The organism is Propionicicella superfundia DSM 22317, assembly GCF_000423465.1.
GTDB lineage: Bacteria > Actinomycetota > Actinomycetes > Propionibacteriales > Propionibacteriaceae > Propionicicella > Propionicicella superfundia.
In genome coordinates, this window is record NZ_KE384020.1 from 1 (window position 1) to 16,873 (window position 16,873).

Consider the following 16,873-nt stretch of genomic DNA (forward strand, 5'->3'; position numbering starts at 1 on the left):
CCCGGTGTTCCCGGTCCTTGAGCCTGTCGAAAGGACGTTGTGCGGCGCCCCTGCGTCCCCGGTCCTTGAGCCTGTCGAAAGGACCGACACAGTGGTCATCTTGAGTTGTGTAGCAGCTTGACGAGTTCCAGCGGAGTGGCGTGCGCCAAATATGCCCGTGCCACCGCGATGCCCGCCCGCGCGAGCGCGGCCTCGTCGGGGGCGGCCAGGTAGAGCGGGACGTGACGTGGCTGGAACTTCTTCTTGAAGCGCTCCAGGGAGCCGAAACCGTAGTACGGCTCCAGCGTTGCGCCGAGGCGGTTCACCACCCGATCCAGAGCGTCGGCGGGCTGGGGCGCATCCACGGCCGCGGCGAGCGGCGCCCCGGACAGCGACAGGGTCAGGCAGCCGCGAGACCGGAACTCGCGGCATGCCGAGGCGATCAGGAACTCCATCGTGTAGCGGAAGCACTCGGGGGCCTTCCGCATCACGTCGAGCGTCCAGCTCTCGATCGGGCCGCCCGGCATGTGGCCGGGCAGCCAACTGGTCACGCCGTGGATGCGGCCGGTCCCGTCCTCGGCGATGCCGACCCACACGTCCGGGTCCTCAGCCTCTTCGACGCCTCCCAGGGTGAAGCCCATCTCGGGCAGTGCCTTGTCGCCGACCCATTGGTCCGAGATCGCGGCCACTTGCCTGCGGATGTCCCGAGGGGCCGTGGCAAGGCGTATCAGACGGTGTGTGACTCCCAGCTTGGATGCTTGGTTGAACGCGGTGCGTATGTCCTGCCAGCGCTTCCCGCGGAACTCGAGGCTCGGCAGGTCGATGACGGCCTCCTGTGCGACCGTGAGGACCGTCCAGCCTCGGTCGCGCGCCCAGTCGGCGATCCGGCTCGTCGACGAGAAGAAGCACACCCCCCGGCCCGCGTCCTGCGCGGCGGCGACGAAGCTGTCGGCGAGCAGAGGCACACGGTCGGGTGCGCCGACGGGGTCGCACAGGCCGATGGCCATGCCGGCATGCAACTGGTAGGCGACGAAGCCGTCGATGTCGGCAGGGAACCACCAGCGGTTCTCCGACCAGGTGGTGATCCACGACAGGCGGTTCGCAGATCCGACCCGCTCCAGCACGTCGCGGGCCCGCGATCGTTCCGCCTCGGTGGGAAGCGAGGCGATGTGCTGTGAGGGCGTGCTGCCTTTCCTGGTCAACCTGCCGGGATTGCGGAAGGCCCCACGCCCGACGAGGAGGAGGGCGAGCTGGAACGCCTCAATCGTCCACGCGACGGCCGCCGACTCCCACGGTCGACTGGGCAGCAGCAGGACGAGGGTGGTGCCCGCCGTCGCGGCGATGAGGGTCAGCGACGTGAGGGCCGTCGCGAACCACCACCACGTGCGTCTGCCGTGCAGCAGGCCCCAGGCGACGGCCAGGTCGAGGATCGCGCTCACGATCGTCCACCACCACGGATCGGCCCACCCACCGCCGAAGGGGCCGAGCATGCCGTCGCCCGACGTGAGATGGCCGATGACCGTGAGCCCGGCGCTGAGCGCGAAGAACGACGAGGACAGCAGCCGGACCTCGCGTCGAGAGACGGACGGAAGACGCCACTGCGGACGCCGCCCGCACAGCAGGGGGCCGAGCGGCAGCGCGATCAGCACCGCGATGACGTGTATCAGGTCTGCGAGTCGACCGATATAGACGAGCGGGACGATCGTGAGCGCCAGAAGGAACAACCGCAACCGGCCCCTCCACGGTGCCCGCAGGGTGCTCGTCATGACTCCCGCGCAGCCGTAGTAGGCGGCGCTGATCCCGGCGTCGTATGAGCGCGCGACGTGGGCCGCCCAGCCCCATCCGGTCGCCGCGAGAGTGCCCACGGCGAGGCTTGCCAGCACCACTCCGGCGATCTGCAGCCCGCACGCGGCCGGCAGCGTCCGCCTCGTGCCGAGCCGCCACTCGCAGATCCCGACTCCGAGCACGACCAAGGGCGGCATGAGCCAGAACTCGACGGGCGTGCGCGCCAGGAACGATCCGGTGAGCACCGTCCACCACCTGCCGCCGGCCAGCGCCGGCCAGCCGAAGGCCACCTGCTCGAACCATGGCAGCGACCGCAAGGGGGTCCAGGCGGTGCCTGTGCTGATCCCCACGATCAGCAGGGTCGCCAGGAGGGCGGTGGTGACGGGGGCACGCCGGATCAGGCGTGCCGTCGGCGAAGCCGGACAGGCTGACGAGACAGGATCCGCACCCATGGCGGAACATTCCGGGATATTCGAGCCCGGTCCGGTGGCCCGGCGGCACCTTCCGTAGTCGCATGCCGGGGGAACGACCGCAGCGCCGGGCGGGTACGTAGGCTCGCAGCCGTTCCGTGGGACCAGATCGTGCATGATCGACTCCACGACCGTTCGCCCATCTCGACCGGCTGGACGCCTTGTTGCGCACGGTTCGGTCCGCCGGGTCCACCACCGAACTGATCCTCTTCCCGCCGGACCACGGTGTCCTTTCGACAAGCTCAAGGGTCCGGTGGTTGAGCTTGTCGAAGCCACCGCGGCACAAGCTCGTCCTTTCGACAGGCTCAAGGACCCGGTGGGGTCAGGCTCAAGGACCTGGCGGGGGACAGGCTCAAGGGTCCGGTGGTTGAGCTTGTCGAAGCCACCGCGGCACAAGCTCGTCCTTTCGACAGGCTCAAGGACCCGGTGGGGTCAGGCTCGAGGACCCGGTGGTTGAGCTTGTCGAAGCCACCGCGCACAAGCCCGTCCTTTCGACAGGCTCAAGGACCCGGTGGGGTCAGGCTCAAGGACCCGGTGGGGTCAGGCTCAAGGACCCGGTGGTTGAGCTTGTCGAAGCCACCGCGCACAAGCCCGTCCTTTCGACAGGCTCAAGGACCCGATGGGTCAGGCTCAAGGGTCCGGTGGTTGAGCTTGTCGAAGCCACCGCGCACAAGCCCGTCCTTTCGACAAGCTCAAGGACCTGGCGGGGGACAGGCTCAAGGGTCCGGAGTGGGGCGGGCTCACCCCTTAGTGGCACGGGTTTCGCTACGTAATCTGTCCGGCCGATTCAGGCAGGCGGCGTTCTCCCCCCGTGCACGAGCCGAGCCGTGGGCAGTCTGTGACGACGCACCGCGTAGATCGCGCGTGTGCTGCTTGTCTTCGGGGGTTGGTCCTATGTCTGTGGTTCAAGCGTGTCGCCGTCGAGGGGTGACGCGACGGGTGCTCGCGGTGGTGTGTGCCGCGGGCATGCTGTTCACGGCGATGGCAGCGGGAGGAGGGCAGGCCTTCGCAGCGCCAGAACCGCGCGCCGATGAGAGCATCACTGTCGCCATAACGCGACAGACGGGCACTCCGGACTGGGACAGTCTGGATGCGAACGACACCAACGATCTGGTGCGGACGAACGACAACGTGGTGTGGACGGTGTCGACGACCATGCTCGGCGCGCAGACCGGCGCGAAGATCACCGTGCAGGTGCCGAAGGGCATGGAGGTGAGCGGCGGCATCCCGCAGTTCTGTGATGCCGCGGATTCGTCGTTGACGCCGGCCTCGGTTCCGGCGCCGGCGAAGCCGCTGACGGGGACGAGCTGGGAGTCGCTGCCACAGCAGGTGCTGGTGTGCGGGATCCCGTCGCAGTATGAGGTCGACCATGCGTCGACCCAGTTCCCGCTGGCGTTCACGGCCCGCGCCGAGGTGCCGAACGGCACGGAGCTCACCGGGTCGATCACGGTGTCGTCGGATCAGACCGCGGATGTCACGAACCCCATCGACGTGACGGTCGTGTCCGCCCCGATGTATGACATCTCGAAGAACGGGCTGTGGGACAGCCCCAACAAGCAGGGGTTCGTGAACCAGCCCGCTGCATGCTTCTGGGATTCTTCTGTCGCGTGCTTTTCCGTGACATATCCGATTACCGTCATGCTGCCTTCTGGTTCGAAGGGTGTGTCTCCGGCCACGTCATTCACGTTCACCGATGATCTTTCCCCACAGGCGTTCTATGGCGTGTCGGGGATCACGGATCTTGCAAAGTATGGTGCGCGCTTCAATAACGTTGCCATGAACAGTCAAGCCGCTGGTATTCCCTATTCGAATGTGGGCGGCAGTCGCACGCTTGAGAATTCGGCACGGGATACGGGGACTGTGTCGTGTTCGCAGGCTGGTGGTCCGGGCACTGAGGTGTCGTGCACGGTGTCGGGCGGTGACTACTCCGCCTACACGCATCCGTCTCTTGATGTGGCCGGCAACCCCCTGCCGGATGCGAACAAGGCGGTGGTCGCGGAATTCGGGCTGAACGTGCACATCCCGGATGCCGCAACCCTGGATTACGGCGTGCTTTCGAGCGGCAGCTGGACGTTGAGGCTGACGAACGAGTTGACGGATTTCGGGTTGACCGATATTGCCGGCCAGGGACTTCCTGCGGGCGCGGACGATCCGTCGAACAACGAGCGCGACGTTAACCGCACGATTACTCCGGACGGGGGCTTCACTAAGCGTTTCGCGGGTGTTCCGGGCGATGCGTGGAACACGAAACCCGTGGTGTTCCAACCGGGGACTGCAGGCGATTATTGGGACGGCCCGGCGGGGAATATTGCAGCGGGTTCGGGTGATGGGCTGGTGTTTCCTGGGACGAATGTGATCAGCGGGCTTGCGTTCGAGACCTCTGGCTCGGCCGATCCCCGCACGTTCGTGGCGTGTGACTACTGGGATAGCGCTCATCTGAATCTGCAGGCGAAGAGCTATCCAAGCTCTGGCCGCGCCTCTGGTGGCCAGATCACGCCCTCCGACGGCGCGGCGGTCTGGGTCTCGGGAAACTTCTATGGGACGGGCTACATTGCCGATCCGGGCAGTGCGCACGCTCAGATTCTTCAGGTGTGGTATTCGAATGACTCGAAGGCTGCGGCGGGTCAGGATTGTGGTGGGGATGATGTGACGTGGTATTCGTCGCCGACTGATCCGGGTTTGGGTAATGATCCGGGCCTGGTGTCGCAGGGGATCTACACGGGTGTGAACATGGTGCGGGTCGCGCTCCGGATGGACGGTTCGACGGTCGGCAGGTCAATCGCGTGGCTGTCGATCGGTCTGCGGGTTGCGGATGATGCGCCTGTAGGCACGATGCTGGGTAACTGGGAATCGGCCATGTCGGGGTTGAATACGACCCCGGATGCTTTGATTGCGAACGGGACCTACGCGTTGTCGACCTACGATCTGGCGGCGGGCACGGGGTATCCGAGGGGCGATCGCGTGACGGTGACGGGTTTGCAGGTGTCTGTGAATAAGCAGGTGTTGCAGACCGAGAACCAGGGTGGTGCGTGGACGGACCAGGTGACGCAGACGTCGGTGGGGCAGAGGCGTTCGTTCCGTTTGCAGCCGGTGTTGTCGTCGGCGGTCGCGGGCGCTCCGTCGTCGAACGTTCGGCTGGAGGACTGCATTCCGGCCGGGTTCGATCTGGTCTCGTCGTCTGTGCCGTATTCGCTCACGTCGGACAGCGCATCCGAGTTGTCGTGTGATTCCGGGACGTACGTGCGATGGGATCTGGGCCCGCAGACGGCGGGTTCGACGATTCCGGCGGTGACGTACGACGTGACGGTGTCTCCGTCTGTGGGTTCGGGTACGTACACCAACACGGCGGTGGTGTCGGCAGTGGGCGACGCGTCGTCACTGGCGATGCGGACGGATACGCAGCAGGTGCAGGTGCTGAACCCGTCGGGGATCTATGTGGAGAAGTCTGTGGCGTCTCCGCAGGTGCAGGTGAACCGGTCGGGGCAGGGCACGAATGAGAAGATCACGTGGTCGGTGTCGTCGTACAACATCGGCCCGGTCGGCGGCAAGGCGAACCTGGACATGATCGACATCTTCCCCGCGAACGGGGTGGATCCCGCGCCGTGTGAGGAGGGCGCGGCGACGTGCAACGGTCATACGGCGCCGGCCTCGTCGTTCAGCGGCACGCTGAGCTTCGCCGGGGTGAGCAAGGCCTCCGGGGCCGACGCGGAGGTGTGGTACACGACGGTGCCGGCCGGCCAGTTGTCGTTGGATCCGCAGGCCGCGGTGAACTCGACGGGTGCTGCCAGTTCGGCTGCGCCGCTGACGGTGAACAGTGCGACGTGGAAGCTGGCGGCGAGTCTGTCGGACGTGCCGGCGAATGCGACGGGTCTGCGGTTCCGTTCGAACGGCCTGTTCGAGGCCGACGATGCGTTCTCGTATTCGGTGGTGTTCGAGCCGACCGGCGACGCTGCGGGGGATCTGTTCGTGAACTCGATGGACGCGCTGATCAGCGACGTGCAGCCGGGCGACGTGTTCGTGTCCGCCTCGCTGCTGGGCAAGACGCAGTCGCAGGTGAACGCTGTGGCGGCCACGGTCGGCGATCTGGTGTGGAACGACGCGAACGGCAACGGCATCCAGGATTCCGGCGAGAAGGGCGTCGGCGGCGTGAAGGTCACGCTGACCGGCACGGATGATCTGGGCAATGCGGTGTCGTTGACGACGACCACGGACGGTGACGGGAAGTACAGCTTCACCGGCCTGCGGGCGTCGGATGACGATGGCTACACGGTGACGGTGGCCCGCCCGGCGGGCACGCTGTTCACGGCGCAGAACAAGGGCACGGACGACGCTGTGGACTCCGATGTCACCCCGTCCACGGGCAAGATGACCGCGGTGCTGACGGCGGGCCAGGACAACCCGACGCTGGATGCCGGTATCTACACGCCGGTGCTGACGGTGGCGAAGGTCTCCGACAAGCCGGTCGAGGTGCGCGCCGGGGACACGATCACCTACACGGTGACGGGAACGAACAACGGCCCGGGTAATTTCACCGGTGTGGTGTCGGCGGTCGTCGTGGACGATCTGTCCAAGGTGACCGACGATGCGACGTTCAACGACGACGCGAAGGCGACGATCGACGGTGCGGATGCCGGTGCGGTGACGGTCGGGTCCGATGACCGTCTGGTGTGGTCGGGTCCGCTGGCCAAGGGCAAGTCGGTGACGATCACCTACACGGTGACCGTGAAGCCGGATGCGGATCGTGGTGACAGCGACCTGCTGAACACGGCGTTCACGCCGGGGACGACATCGGGATGCGCCGCGGACGACACGGACTGCTTCGAGGTTCCGCCGCCGGACGAGTGCACAGAGGGTTCGTGCGCGCAGGTGGATCACAAGGCGCCGGCGCTGGTCGTCGCGAAGACCTCGGACAAGCCGGTCGAGGTGCGCGCCGGGGACACCGTGACCTACACGGTGACGGGCACGAACAACGGCCCGGGTGACTTCACCGCCGACACGCCGGCCCTGCTGGTGGACGACCTGTCCAAGGTGACCGACGATGCGACGTTCAACGACGACGCAAAGGCGACGGTGGACGGTGCGGATGTCGGGCCGGTGACGGTCGGATCGGATGGGCGTCTGGTGTGGACGGGCGCGCTGGCTGTCAGCAAGTCCGTGGTGATCACCTACACGGTGACGGTGAAGGCGGACGGCGACCGGGGCGACTCGGAGCTGCTGAACACGGCCTTCGTGCCGTCCTACCCGCCGGGTGAGCCGTTCGAGCCGGGCACTCCGGAGTTCCCGGATACGCCGACCGGTCCGGAGTGTGCCGCCCCGACGTGTGCGACGGTGGAGCATGACGTGCCGGCGCTGGCCGTGGAGAAGACCTCCGACAAGGAGACGATCTCGGTGGTGCCGGGCGACATCGTGACCTACACGGTGACGGGCACGAACAACGGCCCGGGTGACTTCACCGCCGACATGCCGGCCCTGCTGGTGGACGACCTGTCCAAGGTGACCGACGATGCGACGTTCAACGACGACGCAAAGGCGACGATCGACGGTGCGGATGCCGGTGCGGTAACGGTCGGATCCGATGGGCGTCTGGTGTGGACGGGCCCGCTCGCGGCGGACAAGTCCGTGGTGATCACCTACACGGTGACGGTGAAGGCCGACGGCGAACGGGGCGACTCGAAGCTGCTGAACACGGCCTTCGTGCCCGCCTACCCGCCGGAGGAGCCGTTCAATCCGGGCGACCCGAAGTTCCCGGAGACGCCGACCGGTCCGGCGTGTGCCGCGCCGACCTGCGACACGGTCAACCACGAGGTGCCGAACATCTCGCTGGTCAAGGACGGTGTGCTGGCCGATGGTGACACGGGCAGGCCTGGTGACACGGTCGAGTTCACGTTCACGATCGTCAACGACGGTCCGCGGGTGTTGCACGACGTGCATCTGGTCGACGACAAGCCCGGCCTGTCGAAGATCGTGTACGGGCCGTGGCCGGAGAAGGAGGGCGTCCTGAAGCCCGGCGAGACGGTGACGGCGACGGCGACGTATGTCGTGACCGAGGAGGACGTGGTCGTGGGCAACGTGCCCAACACGGCGACGGCGATCGGCACCGATGACGACGGCACGAAGGTGGATTCGACGTCGAAGGTGAAGGTGCCGCTGGTGGTGAATCCGGCCATCGATCTGACCAAGACGGTGGAGCAGGCCACGGGCGACACGAAAGCCCCGCGGGCCGGGGACACGTTGCGGTACACCTTCACGGTGACCAATACCGGCGACATCAGCCTGGTCGACGTCACGGTGACCGATCCGTTGCCGGGCCTGTCGGCGATCACCTGGGAGGCGTGGCCCGCGGTTGCCGGTCACCTCGCGCCGGGGGAGAGCGTGGTCGGTCATGCGACCTACACGCTGACCGATGCGGACGTGCGTGCGGGCAAGGTCGTCAACAAGGCGATCGCGACCGGGCACATCCCGGGCTGGAAGCCGGGAGACCCGACTCCGCCCTCGATCGCCAGCGGCGTCCCCAACCCGGAGGATCCGGCCGAGGCGGTGTTCGACATCCCCGTCGGGCTGCTCGCCTTCACCGGTGCGACCGCCGGACCGCTCGCGGTCGTCGCGGGAGTGCTCCTGCTGGCCGGTGTGGGGCTGCTGATCTGGTCTCGCAAGCGTCGTGAGGCGTGACGTAGACCGGTAAGGGAATCCATCCCTGGGGGCGGGTGCCGTCGATCCGCAAGGACCGACGGCACCCGCCCCCGGTAGTTCCGAAGGCCGCACGGCCGCAGGCCGCCCCCGAGACACGAGAGAAGAGATCACGATGGCCGATCCCGGCAACACCCTCAACCAGCCCCGGCAGCCGGAGTACGGCCGGGCGCCGGCTTTCGGGGATCTTGCCCCGTTGGTCGATCGTGCCGCCCTCTGGGTGGCCCTACGGCAGGACGCGTTCGAGCATCGCCTCGAACAGTTCGGCGATTGGCGTTGGGACATGAACGTTCAGGCGGCCCGGTTGACGTTCACGTCGACGGCCGACCCGTCTCGGAGGATCGAGACGAAAGGCGACCTCATCGCGAGTATCGCGCCCGGGCCGCGGAGCCTGTTGTGGGCGTGGGCGCTGCCGCACGTCCCGTCCACTGCACCGGCGCACCTCCTGCGTGCTCACGGTGAGACGACAGGTCCTCGGATCTTGGCGCAGGCCGAGGTGCCGTTTCCGGAACTCGGCGGTGAAGACCCTGGGGACTTCGCCAAGCGGGCGGCACAGGATGTCGGTGTCGCGGCGTGCGAGTTGCTTGGCCGAGCTCCGTTCTTCGCGCCGTCGCCCGGTGGCGGGACGCGCGCGGTGATCGTGCTGGATACGCCCGTGGAGCCGCTCACCGTGCAGGATGCCGTGGTCGCACTACCGCGCCTGCTCGCGTCCGGTGTGTTGCGTGATCCCCGCACGGCGGTCTGGGGTCTCGCCCGGCACGCGGGGTGGCAGCTCGCCTGGGACGGGCCTGACTTCACTGCGGCGTCAGTGACCGACGGGTCCGTGAGCGCACGGTTCTCGTTCGACAGATGGGGCAGGATCACCCAGTTCGGTCTGCAGACGTCGTGACCCCAAGACGCCCGCGGGCCGATGACGTCGTGGCGGACGAAGACTCCGGACCCTCATCGTGTCGCGGCGCAGACTCGAAGGTTCGTGATCAAGGCGTTACCGAGGCGGCCGGGTCTTTGCGGCCGGAGGATCGGCTCGCGGAAGGAGTTCGGGGAATGTCGGATTGTTCAGCGAGGGGACGCCATGGCGGGCGCAGGCGGCGCGCGGCGATTGCCGTGGCCGCGGTGGCCGCCGTGTCGCTCACCGGCCTGGCGGGCGCGCCGAGCGTGAGTCACGCCCAGCCGGCCGACGCGATTCAGAACATCTCCGTGCAGATCGGCCCGAGCGCGGCCGTGACGGCGATCACGACATCGACCGTGCCCAAGGATGCGACGGCAGGTCCGGGCGAGGTCGTGGCCCTCGATCCGACGACGGACGGCGCGAACCTGCCGATGCGTGTGCAGACGCTCTGGTACGCGGGCGGCGAGACGGGAACGAACCTCGCATCCCTGACCGGGCGCGACGGGCGGATCGTGATCGACGTGATGGTGGAGAACCTGACGGTCACCGCACAACAGGCGACGGTGGAGAGCAAAGGTTCGAAGTATCGCAAGTACGGTCTGGCGGGCGTTCCCCTGACGGTGACGGCATCGGCCCGCCTCGACGGCGTCGGTCTCGGCCAGGTGGCGGTCCCCGGCCAGGAGCGGCCCGACGGCGCCGGGGGCGTGACCAACGGGATCGCCTCTGTGCAGACGGGTGCGACGGTGGTGCAGTGGGCCGGGCTCACGGCCGCCCCGGTGCTCCCCTCGGTGCTGGTCTTCCGACTCGCCGTCGATGCGACCGACTTCGTGCCACCGGCGTTCGACATCATGGTCCAGCCGGGCCTGAACGCGGACAACTCGATCGAAGGCCTGCTTGCGGCTTCGAGCGGCGACGATTCGGAGGCTTCGCAGTCTCGTGCGGACGCGGTGAAACTCGTCGTGGGCGTGAGCGCCGAGATATCGAAGAGCCAGCAACTCGTCGACCGTGTGCACGCCTCCCTCGCCAAGGACGCGTCGGAACTCGGCTCGAAGACATACTCGGAGCTGAAGGCCGGATCGGCGGCCATCCTCTCCCAGATCGACGAGACGAAGACGCGCCTTGACGCGCTGAAGGCCCAGACGGCTTCCTCCATCACCGGCGCACAGGGCGACCTGTCGCAGGATCTGACGCGTCTCGTCGACCATCTCAACAACGATGTGCTGGGGACGACGACAGGCCCGCTCGAGACCACGCCGACCGTCATCGACGGCTGCTCGATCACTCTGCCGGATCTCGCGCCGGGCAGCCCGGACACGGTCGCCTCCGCCGTCCGCCTCGTCCAGGAGCAGGTGGGAGCGCTCGCCGCCGCGTTCACCGCCGACGATTCCGATGCGGCCACCGCCACGGGCGACACGGCCGCGGCTCGGCAGAACTGCCGCGACGCGATCGTCGCGCATCTGGCCGAGACTCTTGGAACGCCCGACCAGACGTGTTCGCCGAACTCGACGTCGGTGCGGTGCGCGATCAGCGATGCGCGGAACGCGCTCGCGGCCGACGCAGACGGCCTCGCCGGCCTGGAGTCCGATCTGAACTCGTGGGTCGACGGCCTCGGCGCCACCGACCTGGCGGTCGGAGCCGCGCGGCTGTCCACAGCGCTGGGAGGCATCACGTCCGCGCTGGACGGTCTGGCCCAGGCGTCCGACGACGCGGCCGGTGACGCGAACGCGGTGGCGGCCGCGGTCTCGTCCGCCCAGGAACAGGTGCAGGGACTCCGCGCCGTCATCGAAGAGGCGAAGGATGCCGACGTCATCGAAGGCGTCTCGCTGAGCCGGGAGGCGCACAACGCCAAAGATGCGGTGGCGGATGCCACAGACGCCGTCAGCCGCGCCTCGTCGATCCTGAACTCGGCCGGCCAGCCCGTCGGGCTTCCTGCCGGCTGGCAGTCCGACGCCATCGCGATCGTCGGACAGGCCGTGAGCGCCGATCCGCTGTGCCCGCAGGACTGGGCGGCGAGCCTGGGCGGCGGCAGTTCCGTCACCGCCATGAGCTCTGCCCTCGAGGTCGTCGCCGACACCGAGGAGTGCGACGCGGCGGCGACGGCGGGCCTGGTGGCGCGACTGGTCCGATCCGCGGATGCCGACCGGAGACTGGCTGCGTCGGTCGTGGGCACCTCGGGGCCCGATCCGAGCGTCGCCTCGCTGCTGAACGGCGCCGGCGACGACCTCGACACCGCGGGCCGGTCCCTGCAGAACCTGGACACCGCACTGCCGACGATCGAGGAGAAACTCGAAGCCACGGAGGAACTGCTCAACTCGCTGTACATCCCGCCCGAAGACGGCGCGCAGGCCGCGGGCACACTGGCAACGATGGACGACGCCGCGAAGAACCTGCAGACGGCGTTCAGCCAGGACGAGGAAGGCAGCGTGGCGGAGTTGACGGCCCGCATCCGAGAGACGATGAACGGGATCTACACCGGGTCCGTCACGCCGGGCCAGGCGTGTCCCGTGGCGAGCGGGACCATCCCCGCTGCTGCCGCAGACGCGATCTTCTCTCTCAGCGACCACATCCTCTGCCAGACCGGCGACTCGCGCGACAGCCTGTCGGCCTGGTTCACTGCCGCCGACGAGAACCGAGTGGGACTGGCCGCGGCCCTGGACGCGGCCGCCGCCCGCACGGACACCGCTGCGGGCACTGCAACCAGCGATGTCGATCTCATGTCCGGAAGCCTGACCTCCCAGTTGCGTGACAAGACGATCTCGATCACCAAGGCAAACCTTGCGGCGGTCGAGGCGGCCAAGGCCGGCAACAGCAGCGATGCCACGCGCCTCGAAGAGGCGTTCAGCGCGTCGACGGATGCGACGGTGACGGGCCTGATCGCGCAGGTGGACTCGGCCAACCGGGACGCCGCCGCGGCCCGGTCGGGGCTGTCCGCGGACTTCGCGGCCATCCTCGCGAACCTGGGCGTTCCCGATCCGGACAGCCGGGCCGGGCTGCTGGGCAAGCTGTGGTCCACATCCGCCCTGACAGGAGACACCGCGATGGTCATCCGCACGGTCATCGACCAGACACAGGCCTACAGCGCGACCACCTCGTCGCAGATCGTCGGATCGCGCCTGGATGCCGCGTTGCTCCGGGCCGGCCTGGATCGGTCACTGCCCGCCTTCCCCGGGCCGTCGAACGGCGCGGGCGTCGCCGCCACGGTGTACTCCATCCACGTGTCGGAGCGCTGACATGCACCGCGGGGTCGTCCTGGCGGTCTGCGTACTCGTCGCGGCACTCATGGGGTGCACTCCCGCTACGCCGGCGCCCACGCCCACGGCACTGGAGGCCAGCCCGATCGCACTCTCGGTGAACGGCGGCGTGGCCGGGCAGACCGTCCGCATCGGCGTGGTGGCTGCTCCGGTGGCCGGCGAGGGATCGCAGTGGCGCGCCGCCGGCGAGGGCGCAGTGGTCGCGCAGTACCGCTTCGGCATGGGCGGGACCGAGATCGAGATCGTCACCGCCCTGGACGGCGGCACCGCCGACAGCGTGCGCCGCGCGCTCGCAGATCTGAACGGACAAGCCGTCTCGGGCATCGTCATGTTGTCGGCCGGGCCGCACGTCAGACAGGCACTCCTCGACAACACGAGCGCTGCCCCCGTCCTGGTGCCCTACGACCCCGGCGCGACAGGCCCCGGTGTGTGGGCGACCGGGTCCACTGCGACGGCGCAGTCGGCCGCGATCCGAAGCACCCTCGAGCAACTCGGCGTCTCCGCGCCGTTCGTGATCGCCGGTGAGGCCACGGCGACAGGGAGTCTGCCGGCGGACCCTGTGGCCTACGCGCAGGGGGAGGCGCTGCCCAAGCGCATCGTCGAGTCCGTCGAGATCGGCACGTCGGACAGCATCGTGATCGCCGCCTCCGCCCGGGAGCAGGCCGCTTTGGTCACCGCCCTCAGCGGCCGGCTCGGACAGAGACAGGTGCCCATCGTCGTCACCGGCGACGCGCTCAGCCCGCAGTTCAGGCAGGAGATCGCGCGGTCCGGTCTGCCGTCGGCTCCGCTCATCGCGGTCGGGACGAACACCGACGACGCGGTCGCCCTGACCGCCACCGACGCCGGACGGCGGATGTCGGCGTTCGCGACGGCGAACCGGCTTGCCTCCGGCGACCCCGACTGCACCGACCTGTTCGGCGACGAGCCGTACGCGACGGCCGCGTTGTGGGCCGACACGGCCAGTCACGACGCGGTCGTCTCGCTCGTCCGGGCGGCCGAACACGCCGGAAGCGCCACTCCCGCCGACGTGTCCTCGGCCCTTGCCGCCATGGTCGTCGGGCCCGGCGACGGCCTCGCCGGGCCCACGCTCGACTTCACCTCGCCCGGCGCGCTCGCCGCCCAGGACGTCGTCGCTCTCCATGCCGCCGTCCAGCGCCTCGGCCTGCGACCCGGCGAGAACGCCGCGACTGTGCACTGGTTCGAGGTCTGAGGAAGCCGCGTCGATTCCGAGGAAGACGCTTTCGACGGGACAGCTCCGCGTCGATCCGGATGCGACGGCTGGTCCTCAGCCGGACACCCGTCGCAGGAAGTCTCGTGTCCGCGGCTCGCGCGGGCTCGTGAACACCGCCGCGGGCGTGCCCTGCTCGACGATGCAGCCGTCCGCCATGAAGACGACACGGTGGGCAACATCGCGGGCGAAGGCCATCTCATGGGTGACGATCACCATCGTCATCCCGGCCTCCGCGAGATCGCGGATCACGGCGAGCACCTCGCCCACCATCTCCGGATCCAGCGCAGAGGTCGGCTCATCGAAGAGCATGACGTCGGGTCGCATCGCGAGCGCCCGCGCGATCGCCACCCGCTGCTGCTGCCCGCCCGACAGTTGCCGGGGGTAGGCATCGACCTTGTCAGCAAGCCCGACCCTCGCCAGCAGTCGCCCGGCCTGGGCATCCGCCTCCGCACGGGACATGACCTTCAGATCCACAGGTGCCAGCGTCAGGTTCCGGCGCACCGTCAGATGCTGGAACAGGTTGAAGCCCTGGAACACCATGCCGATGTTCCTGCGGGCGGCGTTCAGGTCGGTGGCGGCGTCGCTCATGGCGACGCCGTCGACGGTCACCCGGCCGTCGGAGACCGTCTCCAACTGGTTGAGGCACCGGAGCAGGGTCGACTTGCCGGAGCCGGAGGGGCCGATGATGCACACGACCTCTCCCTCGCCCACCTGAAGGTCGATCCCGCGCAGCACGTGGAGCGCGCCGAAGCTCTTGTGCACGTGCTCAACGACGATCTTGGGCGCCATCGCCGAACCTCCTCTCCACACTGTTCGACACCACCATGAGCACCGAGATGAGCACCAGGTAGAACAGGGCCACCAGCACATAGGTGGCGAAGAACTCGTACGAGCTCCCCACGTAGACCTTCGCCTTGTTGACCAGATCCGCCAAGCCGATCACCGAGAGGATCGACGTGTCCTTGACGGTGATGATGAACTGGTTGACCATCGACGGCGCGGCGATCCGCAGTGCCTGGGGAAGGACGATCCGGTACATGGTGCGCGATGAAGACATCCCCAGACTGCGGGCAGCCTCGACCTGGCCCTTGTCGACCGCCTGGATGCCGCCACGAAAGATCTCCGCGAGATAGGCGCCCGCGTTGAACGTCAGGGTGACGATCGAAGCCTCGAGAACGCCGATCCGGAACCCGGGCACCGCCAGTTGCACCAGTTGCGGCACCCCGAAGTAGACGATGAATGCCTGGACGATCATCGGCGTCCCGCGCACCACCCACACATAGACAGCCGCCAACGCCCGCAGGGGTCGATGTGCCGAACGGCCGAGCAGACACACGCAGAATCCGACGGCGATGCCCAGCAGGATCGCCGCGACGGCCACGAGGACGGTCGTTCCAAGGCCCTGGAACAGCAGCGGTGACGCGTCCCGGAGAACCCTCCAGACGTCCATCCCGGTACGGCCTGTCAGCCCTGGGTCGCCAGGCCGTACTTGTCGAGGATCTTCTGGTAGTCGCCGGTCTGGCGCAGATGAGCCAGACCCGCGTTGAACTTCTCGACCAGTTCGGGGTTGTTGCCCTTCTTGACGGCAAAGCCGTACTGGCCGGGCTGGAGGGTCCGACCCACGGTCTTCAGTTGCACCTTGCCCTGCTTGATCGCCCAGCCGACGACCGATCGGTCCTCGAAGCAGGCGGCGTTGGTGCCGTTCTGCACGGCTGCGTACATGGTCGGTGAATCCTCGTAGACCTGGGTGGTGAAGCCGTACTGGTTCTTCACGGACTCCGCGTATTGGGCGCCCTGGGTGCTCGCCTTAACGGCGACGACCTTGCCGCGGAGGTCGTCGAGCGACGACGCCGCGCTGTCGGCCGGCACGACCAGAACTTGACCGTCCTCGAAGTAGCCGTCGGAGAAGTCGAACGTCTTCTTCCGCTCGTCGGTGATGGTCATCCCGGCGATCATCCCGTCCGCCTGGCCGGACTGGACGGCACCCATCGCGGCGTCGAAGCCTTCGTTCTTGACGTCGAACGTGATGCCCTGGTCGGCGCCGATCGCGGTGAGCAGGTCGAGATCCAGCCCGGTGTAGGTGTTCGTGGTCTGGTCGAGGAACTCGAACGGCGCGAAGGCGTTGTCGGAATAGATGACGTACGTCTTCCGCTCACCCGCCGTGGTGGGTGCGGCGCATGCGGCAGCGGTGGCGACGACGGCGCCGCACAGGATGGCCGCGGCGAGGCGGCGGGCGAACGTGACCATCATTCTCCTCTTGGTGCGTCTTCGCCGACGAGAGGCGTCTTCGCGTCCCGGTGCGAGCTGCCGACTGCGGCCCGCTCATGGCAACGGCAAACTAGCGGGTGCGCTCGCCGGGCAAGCACCGCTCTCTGAGCGCCCGTAGCCCAGATGTGAGAAACACGTACCGGAACCACTCCCGTCGTGCCTGCTGCGGGCAGCCCTTCCGTAGACGTTGTCGGCAACGCTCGAAAATGGGGCCGATCCGACGCTCGAAAACGAGGCCACCGGGTCCTTGAGCTTCCAGCCACCGGGTCCTTGAGCTTGTCGAAAGGACTTCGTGCGGTGTGTGATCGTTTCG

8 protein-coding genes are annotated in these 16,873 nt (G+C 67.9%); 4 read left to right on the forward strand and 4 right to left on the reverse strand.

Translation table 11 applies throughout. The annotated features are described in order from the left end of the window. Window positions 1-95: 95 nt before the first annotated feature. Window positions 96-2,216: a bifunctional lysylphosphatidylglycerol flippase/synthetase MprF gene (locus tag G555_RS0105090; protein WP_169337867.1), complete on the reverse strand. Its 2,121-nt coding sequence runs from the start codon at window positions 2,214-2,216 to the stop codon at window positions 96-98. A gap of 945 nt (window positions 2,217-3,161) precedes the next feature. Between G555_RS0105090 and G555_RS0105105 the strand changes: the two genes are divergently transcribed. The 4 genes from G555_RS0105105 to G555_RS0105120 all read left to right on the forward strand — a co-directional run bounded on the left by G555_RS0105105 (window position 3,162) and on the right by G555_RS0105120 (window position 14,271). Continuing rightward, window positions 3,162-8,903: a DUF7927 domain-containing protein gene (locus tag G555_RS0105105; RefSeq protein WP_156887448.1), complete on the forward strand. Its 5,742-nt coding sequence runs from the start codon at window positions 3,162-3,164 to the stop codon at window positions 8,901-8,903. A gap of 133 nt (window positions 8,904-9,036) precedes the next feature. After that, the gene (locus tag G555_RS0105110) at window positions 9,037-9,810 is read left to right on the forward strand and encodes a DUF6882 domain-containing protein (RefSeq protein WP_211223182.1); all 774 of its coding nucleotides are present in this window, start codon (window positions 9,037-9,039) and stop codon (window positions 9,808-9,810) included. Between the two features lie 215 nt (window positions 9,811-10,025). Continuing rightward, the gene (locus G555_RS0105115) at window positions 10,026-13,040 is read left to right on the forward strand and encodes a hypothetical protein (protein ID WP_028708045.1); all 3,015 of its coding nucleotides are present in this window, start codon (window positions 10,026-10,028) and stop codon (window positions 13,038-13,040) included. A 1-nt stretch (window position 13,041) separates the two neighbouring features. Next, window positions 13,042-14,271, forward strand: a complete 1,230-nt coding sequence (locus G555_RS0105120) for a type 1 periplasmic-binding domain-containing protein (protein WP_028708046.1) — start codon at window positions 13,042-13,044, stop codon at window positions 14,269-14,271. A gap of 75 nt (window positions 14,272-14,346) precedes the next feature. Here G555_RS0105120 and G555_RS0105125 read toward each other — a convergent pair whose 3' ends face one another. The 3 genes from G555_RS0105125 to G555_RS0105135 are packed head-to-tail and all read right to left on the reverse strand — an operon-like array spanning window position 14,347 to window position 16,542. Continuing rightward, window positions 14,347-15,081, reverse strand: a complete 735-nt coding sequence (locus tag G555_RS0105125) for an amino acid ABC transporter ATP-binding protein (RefSeq protein WP_028708047.1) — start codon at window positions 15,079-15,081, stop codon at window positions 14,347-14,349. Further along, window positions 15,059-15,742, reverse strand: coding sequence for an amino acid ABC transporter permease (locus G555_RS0105130; RefSeq protein ID WP_028708048.1), 684 nt, complete (start codon window positions 15,740-15,742; stop codon window positions 15,059-15,061). The genes G555_RS0105125 and G555_RS0105130 overlap by 23 nt, the downstream gene beginning before the upstream one ends. A 14-nt stretch (window positions 15,743-15,756) precedes the next feature. Further along, entirely contained in the window at window positions 15,757-16,542 is a 786-nt protein-coding gene (locus G555_RS0105135; RefSeq protein WP_028708049.1) for a transporter substrate-binding domain-containing protein, read from the reverse strand. Window positions 16,543-16,873 lie beyond the last annotated feature (331 nt).

Bases quoted from the DNA above. Each gene is read 5' to 3' on its own strand.
- G555_RS0105110 (WP_211223182.1), top strand. From the start codon at position 9,037: ATGGCCGATCCCGGCAACACCCTCAACCAGCCCCGGCAGCCGGAGTAC.
- G555_RS0105120 (WP_028708046.1), top strand. From the start codon at position 13,042: ATGCACCGCGGGGTCGTCCTGGCGGTCTGCGTACTCGTCGCGGCACTC.
- G555_RS0105090 (WP_169337867.1), bottom strand. From the start codon at position 2,216: ATGGGTGCGGATCCTGTCTCGTCAGCCTGTCCGGCTTCGCCGACGGCA.
- G555_RS0105135 (WP_028708049.1), bottom strand. From the start codon at position 16,542: ATGATGGTCACGTTCGCCCGCCGCCTCGCCGCGGCCATCCTGTGCGGC.
- G555_RS0105130 (WP_028708048.1), bottom strand. From the start codon at position 15,742: ATGGACGTCTGGAGGGTTCTCCGGGACGCGTCACCGCTGCTGTTCCAG.
- G555_RS0105125 (WP_028708047.1), bottom strand. From the start codon at position 15,081: ATGGCGCCCAAGATCGTCGTTGAGCACGTGCACAAGAGCTTCGGCGCG.